The sequence below is a fragment of the Methylosinus sp. genome, assembly GCF_036560965.1.
Lineage (GTDB): Bacteria > Pseudomonadota > Alphaproteobacteria > Rhizobiales > Beijerinckiaceae > Methylosinus.
On sequence record NZ_DATBQF010000021.1, the window covers coordinates 17,157 to 32,603 of the forward strand.

Annotated in this window: 14 protein-coding genes; 8 read left to right on the forward strand and 6 right to left on the reverse strand. The window is 63.8% G+C overall.

Translation table 11 applies throughout. The features are described 5' to 3' along the window. Nucleotides 1–117 precede the first annotated feature (117 nt). Entirely contained in the window at nucleotides 118–1,665 is a 1,548-nt protein-coding gene (gene proS, locus VIF40_RS07295; protein ID WP_331936869.1) for a proline--tRNA ligase, read from the reverse strand. Between the two features lie 240 nt (nucleotides 1,666–1,905). On the opposite strand from proS, the gene VIF40_RS07300 reads away from it, so the two are divergent. Next, nucleotides 1,906–3,216: an acyltransferase gene (locus tag VIF40_RS07300; protein WP_331936870.1), complete on the forward strand. Its 1,311-nt coding sequence runs from the start codon at nucleotides 1,906–1,908 to the stop codon at nucleotides 3,214–3,216. A gap of 34 nt (nucleotides 3,217–3,250) precedes the next feature. On the opposite strand, the gene VIF40_RS07305 is transcribed toward VIF40_RS07300, so the two are convergent. Continuing rightward, nucleotides 3,251–3,931, reverse strand: coding sequence for a class I SAM-dependent methyltransferase (locus VIF40_RS07305; protein ID WP_331936871.1), 681 nt, complete (start codon nucleotides 3,929–3,931; stop codon nucleotides 3,251–3,253). Nucleotides 3,932–4,542: 611 nt separating this feature from the next. On the opposite strand from VIF40_RS07305, the gene VIF40_RS07310 reads away from it, so the two are divergent. The 6 genes from VIF40_RS07310 to VIF40_RS07335 all read left to right on the forward strand — a co-directional run bounded on the left by VIF40_RS07310 (nucleotide 4,543) and on the right by VIF40_RS07335 (nucleotide 11,745). Continuing rightward, nucleotides 4,543–5,445, forward strand: coding sequence for a LysR family transcriptional regulator (locus tag VIF40_RS07310; RefSeq protein ID WP_331936872.1), 903 nt, complete (start codon nucleotides 4,543–4,545; stop codon nucleotides 5,443–5,445). A gap of 126 nt (nucleotides 5,446–5,571) precedes the next feature. Next, nucleotides 5,572–6,048 carry a formate dehydrogenase subunit gamma gene (locus VIF40_RS07315; protein WP_331936873.1) on the forward strand — a complete coding sequence of 159 codons (477 nt, stop codon included), beginning with the start codon at nucleotides 5,572–5,574 and terminating at the stop codon, nucleotides 6,046–6,048. Then, nucleotides 6,045–7,598, forward strand: a complete 1,554-nt coding sequence (locus tag VIF40_RS07320; protein WP_331936874.1) for a formate dehydrogenase beta subunit — start codon at nucleotides 6,045–6,047, stop codon at nucleotides 7,596–7,598. Before VIF40_RS07315 ends, VIF40_RS07320 begins: the two co-directional genes overlap by 4 nt. An 11-nt stretch (nucleotides 7,599–7,609) precedes the next feature. After that, nucleotides 7,610–10,480, forward strand: a complete 2,871-nt coding sequence (gene fdhF, locus VIF40_RS07325) for a formate dehydrogenase subunit alpha (RefSeq protein ID WP_331936875.1) — start codon at nucleotides 7,610–7,612, stop codon at nucleotides 10,478–10,480. A 223-nt stretch (nucleotides 10,481–10,703) separates the two neighbouring features. Next, nucleotides 10,704–11,534 carry a formate dehydrogenase accessory sulfurtransferase FdhD gene (gene fdhD, locus VIF40_RS07330; protein WP_331936876.1) on the forward strand — a complete coding sequence of 277 codons (831 nt, stop codon included), beginning with the start codon at nucleotides 10,704–10,706 and terminating at the stop codon, nucleotides 11,532–11,534. Next, nucleotides 11,524–11,745: a formate dehydrogenase subunit delta gene (locus VIF40_RS07335; protein WP_331936877.1), complete on the forward strand. Its 222-nt coding sequence runs from the start codon at nucleotides 11,524–11,526 to the stop codon at nucleotides 11,743–11,745. The genes fdhD and VIF40_RS07335 overlap by 11 nt, the downstream gene beginning before the upstream one ends. 40 nt (nucleotides 11,746–11,785) lie before the next feature. Here the strand turns inward: VIF40_RS07335 and VIF40_RS07340 are convergent, their stop codons facing one another. Together VIF40_RS07340 and VIF40_RS07345 are read right to left on the reverse strand one after the other, a co-directional pair. After that, a complete protein-coding gene (locus tag VIF40_RS07340) occupies nucleotides 11,786–12,454 on the reverse strand; it encodes a cyclic nucleotide-binding domain-containing protein (protein WP_331936878.1) in 669 nt (222 codons plus the stop codon). A gap of 145 nt (nucleotides 12,455–12,599) precedes the next feature. Next, the gene (locus VIF40_RS07345) at nucleotides 12,600–13,784 is read right to left on the reverse strand and encodes a lytic murein transglycosylase (protein WP_331936879.1); all 1,185 of its coding nucleotides are present in this window, start codon (nucleotides 13,782–13,784) and stop codon (nucleotides 12,600–12,602) included. A gap of 198 nt (nucleotides 13,785–13,982) precedes the next feature. Here VIF40_RS07345 and irrA point away from each other — a divergent pair, with 198 nt between their 5' ends. After that, a complete protein-coding gene (irrA, locus tag VIF40_RS07350) occupies nucleotides 13,983–14,465 on the forward strand; it encodes an iron response transcriptional regulator IrrA (protein WP_331936880.1) in 483 nt (160 codons plus the stop codon). 66 nt (nucleotides 14,466–14,531) lie between these two features. Here irrA and VIF40_RS07355 read toward each other — a convergent pair whose 3' ends face one another. Further along, nucleotides 14,532–15,071: a helix-turn-helix domain-containing protein gene (locus tag VIF40_RS07355; protein WP_331936881.1), complete on the reverse strand. Its 540-nt coding sequence runs from the start codon at nucleotides 15,069–15,071 to the stop codon at nucleotides 14,532–14,534. Beyond that, nucleotides 15,025–15,303, reverse strand: coding sequence for a DUF4160 domain-containing protein (locus VIF40_RS07360; RefSeq protein WP_331936882.1), 279 nt, complete (start codon nucleotides 15,301–15,303; stop codon nucleotides 15,025–15,027). Before VIF40_RS07360 ends, VIF40_RS07355 begins: the two co-directional genes overlap by 47 nt. Nucleotides 15,304–15,447: the final 144 nt, after the last annotated feature.

A 15,447-nucleotide genomic window follows, 5' to 3' on the forward strand; every position in this document is an offset into this window, starting at 1 on the left:
ACGGCGCTACGCCCGCGCTAGAACCGTTTCCGCTCCGATCGGATCGGAAACGGTTCTCGCTTTTTTCGTTTGGAGCGAATTCTGATCGCTCGAACGAATCCGTTCGAGCGGAAAGCGCTAATAAGCCCGCGCGATCAAAATCTCCTCCACCGCCGGCCGGCCGGTGAAGACGCAAACGCCCTTCGGCGCGCTCTGCTCGAGCGGAATATTGCGCAGCGTCAGCTTCAGCGCCTTCAGCCGCGTCTCCACTTCCTCGAGCTCGGCGCCGGACGGCCGCGCCCAGGGCGCGCGCACCCAGCCTTTGAAGGCCGAGGCCGCCTCGTCGTCCTCGGCCGCCTTGCCGAAATAATCGGCGATCTCGGCGAAGCTCGTCAGGTCGGAGCGGATATTCGCCTCGAGCCGCGCCTTGGCCTCGGCGAACAGCGCCGCCTGGATGTCCGCGAGCAGGGCAGGGACCGCGCCCACGAATTCTGCGCGGGGCGTCGCCGTCGAGACGATCTTGTCGCCGTCGCGCAGCCGATCGCGGCGGATCAGCGTCACCATGTCGTTGGCGGCGTCGCGCGGGCCGATCTCGAGAATGATCGGCGCGCCGCGGCGCACCCAATCCCAGCGCTTATTGGCGGCGCGCGCCGGCTTCTTGTCGACGATGGCGCGCAAAGGCGCGCCCAGCGCGAAGAGCCCGTCCAGCTCGCCCTTGAGCCTGTCGCAAAAGGCCAGCACCTCGGCGTCCTCGGGCTTCTCGCGCAGCATGGGGACGATCACCACCTGACGCGGCGCGATGGCCGGCGGCAGGCGCAGCCCGTCATCGTCGCCATGGGTCATGATCACGCCGCCGATGAGCCGCGTCGAGACGCCCCAGCTCGTCGTGTGGCAATATTCCAGCTCGCCGGTCGCGCTCTGGAAGCGGATGTTCTGCGCGTGGGCGAAATTGGTTCCGAGATAATGCGACGTGCCGGCCTGCAGCGCCTTGCCGTCCTGCATCATGGCTTCGATGGAATAAGTGTTCACGGCGCCGGGGAAGCGCTCATTCTCCGGCTTCTCGCCGGCGATCACCGGCACGGCCAGCACATCCTCGACGATCTGCCGATAGACCTCGAGCATTTTGCGGGTTTCTTCCCGCGCGTCGGCCTCGTCGGCATGGGCGGTGTGGCCCTCCTGCCAGAGGAATTCGCTGGTGCGCAGAAAGAGCCGCGTGCGCATCTCCCAGCGCACGACATTGGCCCATTGATTGATGAGCACGGGCAGATCGCGATGCGAGGAGACCCAACGGCGGAAGGCGTCGCCGATGATGGTCTCCGAGGTTGGCCGCACGATCAGCGGCTCCTCGAGCTTGGAGTCGGGATCGACGACGAGCTTGCCGTCCACCGCCTTCAGCCGATGATGGGTGACGACCGCCATCTCCTTGGCGAAGCCTTCGACATGGCTCGCCTCCTGAGCGATGAAGCTCATCGGGATGAACAGCGGAAAATAGCAATTGTCGTGGCCGGTCTCTTTGATGCGCCGGTCGAGCGCGCCCTGGATCAGCTCCCAGACGCCATAGCCCCAGGGCTTGATGATCATGCAGCCGCGCACCGGGCTCGTCTCGGCCATATCGGCCTCGGCGACGATGGCCTGATACCATTGCGCGAAATTCTCGTCTCTCGTGACCGACAGGGCGCGTTTCATCTTTGCCTTCGGGATGTGATTCTGGGGCTCTGTGCGGAGAGATAGCCCAAGCCCGCCGTCATGGCGAGCGAGGCCGAGCCGTTTGGAGCCGCGCTCGGCCGCCGGGCGTCGCGGCGCAGGCCCCAATTCGCGATTTCCGCGGGCGCTCAGCGAGCCGGGACGTTGCCTTGTCCTCGCGTTTGGGTCGAAAGTCAGTCGATAGCGCGGCGCTTGCGACGGGCGATCTCGACAAAACGCCCTATGGCCGTGCGTGGGTCCGAGGAGTTGGTATTGGCTTATCCATTGGGCATGATCGGCGTCGGAATAGCGCTCGCCTATGTCGCGGCGTTTCTGACGGCCCGCCTTCTCCTGCGTTTCCGATTTCCGATCCGCGACTCCGCCGAGCGGATCGGTCACATCGACGGGCTGAGGGGATTGCTGGCTCTATCCGTGATGATGCACCATTATGTGATCTGGATGCAGGTGACCAGGCTCGGCGGACGGTGGGAAAAGCCGACGGTTTTATTCCTGGAGAATCTGGGGGCCGGCAGCGTTGCGATATTTTTTATGGTTACAGGGTTTCTGTTCCATAGAAATACCCTGCGAGGGTTCAGCATCTCGAGAATGGCGGCGCTATGGGTCGGCCGGTTTTTTCGGTTGACTCCGCTTCTGGCATCTTCCGTTGCGGTGATTTGTCTAATCATAATTTTAACAAAAGACTATTCGATACGGCCGGAGACCGTTTTCGAGCCTGTGCTCACATGGGTCCTCGCCGGAGGTCAGCCTCCTCTTCTCGGTCACGCCGACAGCAGCCACATCAATGCTTATGTATTGCGGTCGCTAAAATATGAGTGGGTATATTACCTGCTCGGGATACCGCTGATCACATTGGCTCACGACGTCGTCCGCGGCAAAATGCCGACTTGGGCGCCGCCGCTCGCGCTCGTCTTCGCCTGCCTTCCGATGAGGATCGTCTGGCCGCTCGACATATTTGCGTTCTTGCCGCTCTTTGCGATCGGAATGCTCGCGAATGAACTCTCGAGCTTCGACCGAGCGCGCGCATTATTCGCCTCGCCGGGCGGAACGGTCGTCGCCATAGCCTGCCTCATTGTCGCACTGGCTTTCGCTCCCGAAGCTCATGGAGCGCCCTGGGCGTTTCTGCTCGGGATTTTTTTCGCTTCCGTCGCCTGCGGAAACACTGTGTTCGGCCTTTTGAGCAGACGCGAATTTTTGGCGCTCGGAGAGTGCTCTTATGGAATTTATCTATTCCATGGAATCGTTCTGTTCATCCTGTTCGACTTCGGGGCGCCGTTGCTCTCGACGGTCGAAACCGCGAGCCTGCCGCTTCTTCTGCCATTCGTCGCCATTGTCGTCGTCGCGCTGACCGCGACGACCTTCCTCGCGATCGAGACGCCGGGGATCGCCTTCGGTCGAGAGGTCGTGGCTCGAATTGCGACTCCCCGCCTCGAAGCGCGGCGAAGCGACGGGGGTGAGGCCCGCCCGAACGTCGATGGCTTCGCTTCCAGGGTCTCGCCCAGTCGTTCCGCGGTCGACGACGAAGCTATTTCTTAAATTTGCAATGCGACCTTCAGTATATAGATATATTCTACAATTTACGGCCGATATACAAAACGGAAGATGCCGTGACGCCATGTTTTTTGAACGTCTCTATCCCGAAATGGGATACGTCCAGCATATCCAGCTCGAACCCAGCCTCACGGATACGGGCTTCGAAATCCATTTTGCTATGCAGGCGCAGATGATCGCCCTGACCGGCGATCCGCCAACACTCTTCCTCGGTGGCGCCGATGGGCGCCTCGCGCGTCGCCGTCAGGTCTAATTGCAACGGCGCCATCAGAATTCCCTGCCCACCGGGCTTGAGTATCCGCCTCAGCTCGCGCAGAGCCGCCAAATCATCCTTCACATGTTCGAGAATATGAGAGCAGATTAAAAAATCTATCGAGTTATCAGGATAGATTTCTTTCATGTCGCAGAGGTCGACTTTGTCGTCTACGTTGGCCATGAACAAATCGGCGGTTCTGTAGCGCCACCCCGCAAACCCGTCATTAATTGCGCGATACAATTTTCTAGACGGCCCAAACTCGATAATAACGCCAGATTTGTTGTGCCGTGCGGCATATTCTTCGATGTATAGTGCATAAAGCCGATCACGATCGCTCGCCCCACAGATCGGGCAGCTGTAGGAATCGACATTGAGCGTCTCAAATCTATAAAGGTCCAGATCGAAACGGCATGCCTTCATCTGCGAGATAAATGCTGCATCCAACGGCCGGAACCGCCTTACCCGACACTCGCAAGCGGAGCATCTGTATGCGCCGCTCGCATGATAATTTTTTATAATGGCGCGCTTCGCGAGTCTCAATTTATCGTATAGCCAGCTATTTTTGAAAATATTTCTTGCAATTGTGACGTAATTACTAGAAGAATTCATGTTGAATTCCCTCTTGGGTCGGCATGTCTCCGGTCGGGCGAGCGCGCCAGCGGTTTAATCCACGTAAAATGTATTATTATCCGTTTTTTATTCCAATTCGGTAATTACCCGTGGGGGGCGTGAGGCGCATTGCGTCTGGGATGCGCATCGGAGTCACGGTCTGACAGATCCGCGCCCGTGAGGGGCGCGGTATCGATCATCGTCTTGCGCATGGCGGCAGAATGGTCAGCCCCTGTTCGGCGTCTGTGCTGTCGCAGATGGAACTGCCGCAGAATATCGCGCATGGAGACAATAGGCCGGCGCGCGCCGCACGCGCCGGTCGCTCGGGCGGACGCTGGCGTCCCTCTTTCGTGCGATGATTTCGCCGGGCCAGGCCTTTCGGTATATGGTCGCGAGAGCGTCCCCATTCTTGTTCTTCGAGGGCGCGGCGGGAGAGCGGGCCCCAAGTGATCGACAAGCTGGAATTCTTCATCACCGTCGCCAAGGAGCGCAGCTTCTCCCGCGCCGCGGAATTGTGCGGCGTGACGCAGCCGACGCTCTCTGCCGGGATCAAGCAGCTCGAGGACAGTCTCGGCGTCCTGCTCGTCAATCGCTCCTCGCGCTTCCACAGCCTCACCGCCGAGGGCGAGCGCGTGCTGGAATGGGCCAAGCGAATCGTCGCCGACACGCGGGCGATGCGTCTCGAGGTGCGCACGCTGAAGGAGGGGCTGGGCGGCCAGCTCAAGATCGCCGCCATTCCCACGGCGCTGACCATGGTCCCGTCGCTGACCACGCCCTTCCGTGAGAAGCACCCCAATGTGCGCTTCACCATCCTCACCAGCTCCTCGACCGAGATATTGTCGATGCTGGACAATCTCGAGATCGACGCCGGCCTCACCTATCTCGACAACGAGCCTTTGGGGCGCGTGCGGACGGTGCCGCTGTTCTCCGAGCGCTATCGTCTGCTGACCGCCGCCGACAATCCGCTCGGCAATCGCGACAAGGTGACCTGGGCGGAGGTCGGCCGCATTCCGCTCTGCCTGCTCACCCCCGACATGCAGAATCGCCGAATCGTCGAGCGGCTGATCCGTGACGCCGGCGGCGAGCCCGAGCCCGCGCTCGAATCGAATTCGGTCATCGTTCTCTTCGCCCATGTGAAGACAGGGCGTTGGGCCACCATCCTACCCGAAAAGCTGGTCGACTCGCTGCGCGTCGCCGCCCCATTGCGCTCGATCCCCATTGTCGAGCCCGAGGCCGTTCACGAGATCGGATTGGTCGTTCCGCACCGCGAGCCGACCATTCCGCAAGTGGCCGCGCTGGTGGCCGAGGCAAAGAAGCTCGCGCGGAATCCGGGAGTTGGCGATCTATAGGATTCGCCTATCATATAACCGTTCCAGATTATTGATCCCGCCGGCGTTTTGCGGCAGTGTTGGGGCAATTACCTAAAATGGGCGGCCATCGCCCTTGATGGTCCGCTCTATAAGGACGGGGAAGAAATGTCTGGCGCAGTTCCGTGGAACGAGGCGCGGGCCCAGGAAATCATCGACGCCCATCTCGGGCTCGAGGGTCCCGGCCTGCCTATTCTTCATGCGATCCAAGAGGAGTTCGGCTATGTGCCCGAGGCGGCGGTGCCGCAGATCGCGCAGGCGCTGAACGTCTCCCGGGCCGAGATGCATGGCGTCGTCAGCTTCTACCATGATTTTCGCCGCGCGCCGGCCGGCCGCCATGTGCTGAAGCTGTGCCGGGCGGAGTCCTGCCAGTCCATGGGGTCGGAGAAGATCGCCAAGGATTTCCTCGAGCGCCTGAAGCTCGAATGGGGCGGGACCGCCAATGACGGCTCGCTGACCGTCGAGGCGATCTATTGCCTCGGTCTGTGCGCCCACAGCCCCGGCGCGCTCTATGACGGCGAGCCGATCGGCCGCGTCGACGCCGAAATTCTGGACGAGCTGGCGTCGGAGGCGCAAAGGTCATGACCAAGATCTATGTTCCCCGCGACATGGCCGCGCTCGCGGTGGGCGCCAAGCGCGTCCTCGCGGCGATCGAGAAAGAGGCCGCCGCCCGCGGCGAGTCGATCCAGATCATCCGCAACGGCTCGCGCGGCCTGCTGTGGCTGGAGCCTCTGGTCGAGGTCGAGACGCCGGAAGGGCGCATCGGCTACGGCAATGTGAAACCCTCCGATGTTCCGTCGCTGTTCGACGCCGGCTTCCTGACGGGCGGGGCGCATCCGCTCTCGATCGGCAAGGTCGAGGAGCATCCCTATTGGGCCAAGCAGACGCGCGTGACGTTCGAGCGCGTCGGAATCATCGATCCGGTCGACCTCGACGATTACGTCGCCCATGGCGGCGGGCAGGGGCTCGCCAAGGCCTTCGAGATCGGCCCGGCGGCGACGATCGCCGAAGTGACCAAATCCGGCCTGCGCGGCCGCGGCGGCGCCGGCTTCCCGGCCGGCATCAAATGGAAGACGGTCGCCGACGCTCCGGCCGATCGCCGCTATGTCGTCACCAACGCCGACGAGGGCGACAGCGGCACTTTCGCCGATCGCATGGTGATGGAGGGCGATCCCTTCGTCCTCATCGAGGGCATGACGATCTGCGGCTACGCCATCGGCGCGAGCAAGGGCTTCATCTATCTGCGCGCCGAATATCCGCAATGCGCCGAGGTGCTGACCGAGGCGCTCACGGCGGCGCGCAAGGCCGGCTGGCTCGGTCCCGATGTGCGCGGCTCCGGCTTCGCCTTCGACATCGAGTTGCGCATCGGCGCCGGCGCCTATGTCTGCGGCGAGGAGACCTCGCTGCTCGAGAGCCTCGAGGGCCATCGCGGCATCGTGCGCGCCAAGCCGCCGCTGCCGGCGCATGTCGGCTTCATGAGCCGGCCGACGGTCGTCAACAATGTGCTGACTCTCGCCACCGCTCCGGCCATTCTCGCCAAGGGCGGCGACTATTACGCCTCCTTCGGCGTCGGCCGCTCGCGCGGCACCATGCCGCTGCAGATCGCCGGCAATGTGAAATTCGGCGGCCTCTATGAGACGCCCTTCGGCCTGACGCTCGGCGAGATCGTCAACGACATCGGCGGCGGCACGCTGACCGGCCGGCCGGTGCGCGCCGTGCAATGCGGCGGCCCGCTCGGCGCCTATGTGCCCCCGTCGCTGTTCCACATGCCCTTCGACTATGAGGCGTTCCAGAAATACGACAGCCTCATCGGCCACGGCGGCCTGGTCGTGTTCGACGACACGGTCGACATGGCGCAGATGGCGCGCTTCGGCATGGAGTTCTGCGCGATCGAGAGCTGCGGCAAATGCACGCCCTGCCGCATCGGCTCCACACGCGGCGTCGAGACGATCGACAGAATCGTCGAAGGCGTCGATGTGGATGCGAATATCGAGCTTCTGTCCGATCTCTGCAACACGATGAAATTCGGCTCCCTCTGCGCGCTCGGAGGTTTCGCCCCCTATCCTGTCGAGAGCGCTCTTCGTCATTATCCGGAAGATTTCCGCAAAGCGACGCTTCCCGCCGCCGCCGAGTGAGGAGCACAGCCATGACACTCGTCAAAGACACCGATTACGGCACGCCCGCCTCGAAGTCCGAAAAAGACGTCACGCTGACGATCGACGGCGTATCCGTCACCGTGCCGGAAGGCACGTCGATCATGCGCGCGGCGATGGATCTCGGGACCGAGATTCCGAAGCTCTGCGCGACCGATGCACTGAAGGCCTTCGGCTCCTGCCGCCTGTGCGTCGTCGAGATCGACGGCCGCTTCGGCACGCCGGCCTCCTGCACCACGCCGGTGCTGCCGGGCATGAGCGTCCATACGCAGACGCCGCGTCTCAAGTCCATCCGCCGCGGCGTGATGGAGCTCTATATCTCGGATCATCCGCTCGACTGCCTGACCTGCGCCGCGAATGGCGATTGCGAGCTGCAGACGATGGCGGGCGCGGTCGGCCTGCGCGACGTGCGCTACGGCTATGACGGCGCCAATCACGTGTTCGCCCGCAAGGACGGCAAGGCCAATTTCGAGTGGATGCCGAAGGACGAGTCGAACCCTTACTTCACCTATGACCCGTCGAAATGCATCGTCTGCAATCGTTGCGTGCGCGCCTGCGAGGAGACTCAAGGCACTTTCGCGCTGACGATCGACGGCCGCGGCTTCGACAGCCGCGTCTCGCCCGGCATGGCCGAGGCCTTCATGGATTCGGAATGCGTGTCCTGCGGCGCCTGCGTGCAGGCCTGCCCGACCGCGACCTTGACCGAGAAATCGGTCATCGCCATCGGCCAGCCGGAGCATTCGGAAGTCACCACCTGCGCCTATTGCGGCGTCGGCTGCACCTTCAAGGCGGAGATGCGCGGCGAGGAGATCGTCCGCATGGTTCCGTGGAAGGACGGCAAGGCCAATCACGGCCACAGCTGCATCAAGGGCCGCTTCGCCTATGGCTATGCGCTGCACAAGGAGCGCATCACCTCGCCGATGATCCGCGACAAGGCGACCGATCCGTGGCGCGTCGTGTCCTGGGAGGAGGCCATCGCCTTCGCGGCCGATCGCTTCAAGGCCATTCAGGAGAAATACGGCAAGCGCTCGGTCGGCGTGATCACCTCCTCGCGTTGCTCGAATGAGGAGACCTATCTCGTCCAGAAGCTGACCCGCGCCGGCTTCGGCAACAACAACACCGACACTTGCGCGCGCGTCTGCCATTCGCCGACCGGCTATGGCCTCAATCAGGCCTTCGGCACCTCGGCCGGCACGCAGGACTTCGACTCGGTCGACGATAGCGACGTGATCCTCGTCATCGGCGCCAATCCGACCGACGCGCATCCGGTGTTCGGCTCGCGCATGAAGAAGCGCCTGCGCGAGGGCGCCAAGCTCATCGTCGTCGATCCGCGCCGCATCGATCTGGTGCGCTCGCCTCACATCGAGGCGGATTATCATCTGGCGCTGAAGCCCGGCGCCAATGTCGCGATCGTCACGGCGCTGGCGCATGTGATCGTGAAGGAGGGCCTCGTCAATGAAGCCTTCGTGCGCGAGCGTTGCGATTGGGACGAGTTCCAGGATTGGGCGGCTTTCGTCTCCGAGGAGCGCAACAGCCCCGAGGAAGTCGAGAAGCTCTCCGGCGTTCCGGCGGATGAGATTCGCGCAGCGGCGCGGCTCTACGCCACCGGCGGCCGCGCGGCCATTTATTACGGTCTCGGCGTCACCGAGCACAGCCAGGGCTCGACGACCGTCATGGCCATCGCCAATCTCGCAATGGCGACCGGCAATCTCGGCCGCCGCGGCGTGGGCGTGAATCCGTTGCGCGGGCAGAACAATGTGCAGGGCTCCTGCGACATGGGCTCCTTCCCGCATGAGCTGCCCGGCTATCGCCACATCTCCAACGAGGCGGCGCGCCATTCCTTCGAGGAGGCCTGGGGCGTCGAACTCGACAATGAGCCGGGCCTGCGCATCCCCAATATGTTCGACGCGGCGATCGCCGGCGAGTTCAAGGGCCTCTATTGCCAGGGCGAGGACATTCTCCAGTCCGATCCGGACACGAAGCATGTCAGCCGCGCGCTCGAGGCGATGGAATGCGTCATCGTGCAGGATCTCTTCCTGAACGAGACGGCGCATTACGCTCATGTGTTCCTGCCGGGCGCGAGCTTCCTCGAGAAGGACGGCACCTTCACCAACGCCGAGCGCCGCATCCAGCGCATCCGCAAGGTGATGAGCCCGAAGAACGGCTATGGCGATTGGGAGATCACCCAAATGCTCGCCAAGGCCTTCGGCCTCGACTGGAACTATTCGCATCCCAGCGAGATCATGGACGAGGTCGCGCGGCTGACGCCGACGTTCAAGAACGTCTCCTATGCGATGCTCGACGAGGTCGGCTCGGTGCAATGGCCGTGCAATGACGCGTCGCCGGAAGGCATGCCGATCATGCATATCGAGGGCTTCACGCGCGGCAAGGGCAAATTCGTCATCACCGAATATGTCCCGACCGACGAGAAGACCGGGCCGCGCTTCCCGCTGCTGCTGACGACGGGCCGCATTCTGTCGCAATACAATGTCGGCGCGCAGACGCGGCGCACCGAGAACAGCCGTTGGCACGAGGAGGATGTGCTCGAGATCCATCCGCACGACGCCGAGCTGCGCGGCGTGTGCGACGGGGATTGGGTGCGCATCGCCAGCCGCGCCGGCGAGATCACGCTGCACGCCAAGGTCACCGACCGCATGGCGCCGGGCGTCGTCTACACCACCTTCCATCACCCGCTCTCGCAGGCGAATGTGGTCACCACCGACAATTCGGATTGGGCGACCAATTGCCCCGAATATAAGGTGACGGCGGTGCAGATCTCGCCCTCCAACGGTCCGACCGAGTGGCAGGAGCAATATCGCGAGCTTTCCGAGAACGCCCGTCGCATCGCGACGGCGGCGGAGTAAGCCTAGGCCGAATCGTCGTGCGCAACTCCTTCTCCCGCATGGCGGGAGAAGGTGGCCCCGCGAAGCGGGGTCGGATGAGGGCGCTCGACGCATTGCAATTGTTTGGACGCCGCCGGCGTTCGACGTGGTGGGTCGACGTCACGGTCCCTCATCCGACCCGGCTGCGCCGGGTCACCTTCTCCCGCAAGCGGGAGAAGGAGCTCGCGCTGGAGATGGATTCTGGATGAACGAGGACCTCCCCGCCGCCAGCCTTCGCGTTCCGTGCATCGCACGGCGCGACGACGTTGCGTCGGACGGCTCCCGCATCATCCCCGAAGAGACCCCCATCGCCTTCACCTATGGCGGCTCGACGCATGCCGTGATGATGGCGACGCCAGCCGATCTCGAGGATTTTTCGCTGGGCTTCGCGCTCACCGAAGGCCTGATCGATTCGATCGCCGAGGCCGGCGAATTCGAGATCGTGTCCTCGGAGGCCGGCATAGAGCTGCGCAGCTGGCTCGCCGGTGGGCGCCAGGAGGTCTATGCCGCGCGCAAGCGCTCCATGGCGGGGCCGACCGGCTGCGGCCTCTGCGGCATCGAGAGCCTCGAGCAGGCGAGCCGTCCGCTGCCGGTTCTCGACAATGCGTTGCGCGTGTCGTCGACGGCGCTCATCGCTGCCATGGATCGCCTGCCGGGCGCGCAAACGCTCAATCGCGAGACGCGCGCCGTCCACGCCGCCGCCTTCTGGGGGCCCGAGTCGGACGTGCTGGTCGTGCGCGAGGACGTCGGCCGTCACAATGCGCTGGACAAGCTCGCCGGCGCGCTGGCGCGGCAGGGCGTTTCCGCTTCGACCGGCGTCGTGCTGATGACGAGCCGCATCTCCGTCGAGCTCGTCCAAAAGGCCGCCCGCATCGGCGCGCCGATCATCGCCGCCGTCTCCGCGCCGACGGCTCTGGCGGTGCGCACGGCGGAAAAATGTGGCATGACATTGGTCGCGGTCGTGCGCGGCCGCGACTTTGAAATCTTCACCCACCCCGAACGCATTCTGGAACAGGTCTCGACCCATGTCGCATAATTCGGCCGACCGGCTCGTCAAAATGGCCAATCAGATCGGCCAGTTCTTCGCCGCGCAAAGACATTCGGACGCGGTCGCCGGCACGGCCGAGCATCTGAAGAAGTTCTGGGACCCGCGCATGCGCGCCGGCATCATCGATCATGTCGCCCATGGCGGCGCCGGCCTCGACGACGTGCCGTTGCAGGCCGTGCAGAAGCTCGCCGCGAAATAGCCGCGGGCGTCGCGACGTCGTGACGCAAAAGCCCTTCGGCTCAGGCGCGAACGTCTTCCGTCGTTCGGGGACTGGCCAAGGCTTCGAGCTGCTGCGCTTCGATCTGCTGCGCGTTCGCGTGAAGGCGCCGGACGATCAGCCGAACGAGATAGAGTCCGAACTGCGGGTTCTGGAAATAGAGCTGCTCGAACTCCTCGTAGGAGATCGACAGGAGCCGGCAATCGGCGAGCGCGCGCGCCGTCGCCGTGCGCACGCCTTCCTCGGTGAACAGCGCCATTTCGCCGAACAGCGTTCCCGGCCGTAGACCGATTCCCATTTCCGAGAGCTCGATCTCGCCTTCGATCAGCATATAGGCGCGGTCGGCCTCTTCTCCTTTGCGAAACAGGACGGCGCCCGCCTTCACGCTGCACGGGTGCATGAAGGGCTTCAGCCATTCGACCTTCAACTCGCCGTCTGCGGCGCGCTTGACGCTCGCCACCAGCTTGCGCATCTCGCGCAGACGGATGAGGTCGAGCGGAAACAGCACGATGTGGCGGCTCAAGACGGCGATGTTGCCGCTCGTCGCGCCGACGACGACTCCGAGAAAATTCGCGATCGTGGATGCGATCCGCAGCCGGATCATCGTCTTCGAATAGGCGGACGCCACAGCCGCCGCCGATTGCATCCACGAGGCCGCGATCACCAGATACAGAATATGATCGCTCGTCACTTGTGATTCTCCAGGGAAGCGGAGCCTGTCTCGCGCATGAGGGCGGCTCGACGCCTCTTTGGAGTCACAGATAGCTCATTTCTCACGCCGAAGTCAGCAGCGACAGCGTCTCGCGCCCGGTGTCGCCGCTGCGCCGCCGGAGGGGTCAGCGTCGGAGCCTCGCCAGCGCCTCCTTCGTCGCGAAACCATCCGCCGGCTGCACGCCTTCGCTCAGCTGAAAAGCATGCACGGCGTTGCGGCTGGTGCGGCCGAGCTTACCGTCGATCGCGCCGCGATAGAATCCGCGCGCGGTGAGCAGGCTCTGCAATTCCTTGCAATCGGCGGTCGACAGGGCCGCGACTTTCTTCGGCCAAGGCGCGATGGGCGCGCGTCGTCCGGCGATTCGGTCGGCGAGCAGGCCGATCGCCAGCGCATAGGCGTCGGAGGTGTTGTATTTGCGGATCACCTCGAAATTATCGGTGATGAGAAAGGCCGGCCCTGCCGCGCCGGCCGGAAGATAGAGGCTCGCCGGCCCGCTCGCCGGCAGCGCTCCGCCCGCGGCCGGCGCCAGGCCCAGCGCTCGCCATTGCGAGAAATCGAGGTCGAAGGCGGCGTAGTCGAAATCCTTGGGCAGCACGACCTCGAGACCCCAGGGCAGGCGCGGGTCCCAGCCGGAGAATTTCAGGAAATTGGCGACGGAGGCGAGCGAATCGAGTCGGTTGGTCCAAATGTCGGGCGCCGCGTCGCCCGCGTAGCGCGTCGCATATTTCAGATAGGCCGAAGGGAGAAACTGCGGCTGGCCCATGGCGCCCGCCCAGGAGCCGCGCAGCCGCGCGCGCGTGACGTCGCCCCTCTGCAGCATGACCAGCGCGGCGACGAATTCATCCGAGAAGATCGCGCCCCTATGACCGGCGTAGGCCAGCGTCGCCAGCACGCGCAGCGTGTCCGCGCCGCCGGTCGCGGAACCGAAATTGCTTTCCACACCCAATATGGCGAGCGCGATTTCCGAGGGAACGCCGCTGCGCCGCTCGATCGTCGCCAGCGGCTCGGCGAGCGAGCCCGCGAGCGCGCGCCCCTGCGCGACGCGCGCCGGCGTCGCCGCGCCGGCGACATAGGAGGGAATGGAAATGGTGAATTCGGCTTGAGCCTGTGGGCGCCGCAGCAATCCTGGCTCCGGCGTCAGCCCGGCGACCGCAGAATCGAAAATCTCGCGCGAGACGCCGGCGTCCTGCGCCGCGGGCCATAATCGTTGCAGGAAATGGCCGAGGTCAGACCCCGCAGCGCTTTCCTGCGCGGCGGCGAAAGGACCGAAAAAAGCCGTCAGGACAAAGAGTAGGAAAACGGCCGGCAATGTTTTGGACGTATCGCGGCGACTGGCGCGAGCGTTGCCGAAACCTTGTCTCATTTTTGCCCGCGAGCTTGGGCATTCTTTGGAATCTTTACACTTTTGGCCATTTTGTTTGACACTTCGCTGCGCTGCGTTTTCAATTGACATGTCTCGACTTCCACAAGGAGCCGCGAACAGGACAGGACCCAAGGCGGAACGGAAATGACGCATCAACCCATGATTACGAGTTTTCGTTCGCCGATCCAGCTCGGAAAGAAGGCGATCCCCATCAAGGACGAGCAAGAGCTTAAGGCCAAGCTGCGCGCCGCCGGCCTTCGCCCCACCTCGCAGCGCATATCGCTCAGCAAGCTGCTCTATGGCAATGGCGACCGCCATGTGAGCGCCGAGGCGCTTCACGCCGAAGCGCGCGAGGCCGGGCTGCAGATGTCGCTCTCCACGGTCTATAACACGCTCAACCAATTCGCCGACGCCGGCCTGTTGCGAGAGATCGCCGTGCAGGGCCCGCGCACCTATTTCCACACGCGCACCGCGCCGCATCACCATTTCATGGACGAGGTGAGCAAGCGCATGTTCGACGTGGTGGACGGCTCCGTCGAATTCGCCAAGCTCCCCGCGCCGCCCGAGGGCATGGAGATCGTCGGCTGCGACGTGATCATCCGCCTGCGCTCCAAGCGCAAGGCGTAAGCTGTTCTCGGGGGCGCTCCTTTCGGCGTGATCGTTTCAGAAAGGCCGCCGGCCGGGCGCGGCTTTTCACGCCTCCTTCCGCGCTGCGGCTTTTGGCGCGCGCTGTTTCGTACGGGCGGCGCCTTCCGCCCTCGTCTCGATCTTCTGCCGCGATAGGCTCTGGCTGTCCGCGTCCAGCGCGCGGGTCGCGAGCGCGACGACGCGCGGAATCGGCTTCTCGCCTTGCTCGTAGTAGGAGACCGTCCGCCGGCCGATCCCGAGGGCTCGAGCCGCCGTGTCCAGCGTGTAAGCCCGCCGTTCGCGCCAGCTCTTGAACTCGCCGGCCGACATTGTGGCGCCGGCCTGTTCCTGCGCGAGCCGCCAAAGGGTGCTCGCGCTCATATCGATCTCGTCGGACCAGACGATATCGGTCCCGAGGTCGCCGAGCCGAACCGCTCGGAACAATTCTGGAGCTTGGCGGAGCGGCTGGTAGAGCTTGTACGCGCCGATGTGGCCGGACACATCGACGCTGCTCGACACGCCGTTGCTCCATTCGAGCCGCAGCGTCCACGGTTTGCGGCTATCGGCCTTCACGACCACGATGCGCGGCAAAACCTTTCTCGGCATGTTCAACCCCGTTCGTTGAGCCGCGCCCATTCGGCTGCGAGCTCGTCTCCGTTCCGCCGCGCCCACTCCAACGGCCGATCTGTGCGGGTTTCGCTCGGCCTGCGATGACCTCGAGGCCGTCGAGCGTGACCAAGACCTCGAACGTCGGCGAGACAATGTGAAAATGCGGCGGGCTGTGATCGTCGGCGGACATGCGGATGGAGACCGAACCGAATTGTTTCAACGTCGGCACGGCGCGGCCTCGAAATTCAATGCAATAGTTGCACTAGAAAATGCGGATATCAAGGCGACAGAGCCAAGCTCGCCGCAGAAAAGGTAAAACTGCGCTGTCTCACGCGCGCTTCGAGGCGGCCCGGCTTCGGCGCGTTCTTTCGGC

Coding starts and splice junctions, on each gene's coding strand:
- proS (WP_331936869.1), bottom strand. CDS start 1,665: ATGAAACGCGCCCTGTCGGTCACGAGAGACGAGAATTTCGCGCAATGG.
- VIF40_RS07300 (WP_331936870.1), top strand. CDS start 1,906: ATGGCCGTGCGTGGGTCCGAGGAGTTGGTATTGGCTTATCCATTGGGC.
- VIF40_RS07315 (WP_331936873.1), top strand. CDS start 5,572: ATGTCTGGCGCAGTTCCGTGGAACGAGGCGCGGGCCCAGGAAATCATC.
- VIF40_RS07320 (WP_331936874.1), top strand. CDS start 6,045: ATGACCAAGATCTATGTTCCCCGCGACATGGCCGCGCTCGCGGTGGGC.
- fdhF (WP_331936875.1), top strand. CDS start 7,610: ATGACACTCGTCAAAGACACCGATTACGGCACGCCCGCCTCGAAGTCC.
- fdhD (WP_331936876.1), top strand. CDS start 10,704: ATGAACGAGGACCTCCCCGCCGCCAGCCTTCGCGTTCCGTGCATCGCA.
- VIF40_RS07335 (WP_331936877.1), top strand. CDS start 11,524: ATGTCGCATAATTCGGCCGACCGGCTCGTCAAAATGGCCAATCAGATC.
- irrA (WP_331936880.1), top strand. CDS start 13,983: ATGACGCATCAACCCATGATTACGAGTTTTCGTTCGCCGATCCAGCTC.
- VIF40_RS07355 (WP_331936881.1), bottom strand. CDS start 15,071: ATGCCGAGAAAGGTTTTGCCGCGCATCGTGGTCGTGAAGGCCGATAGC.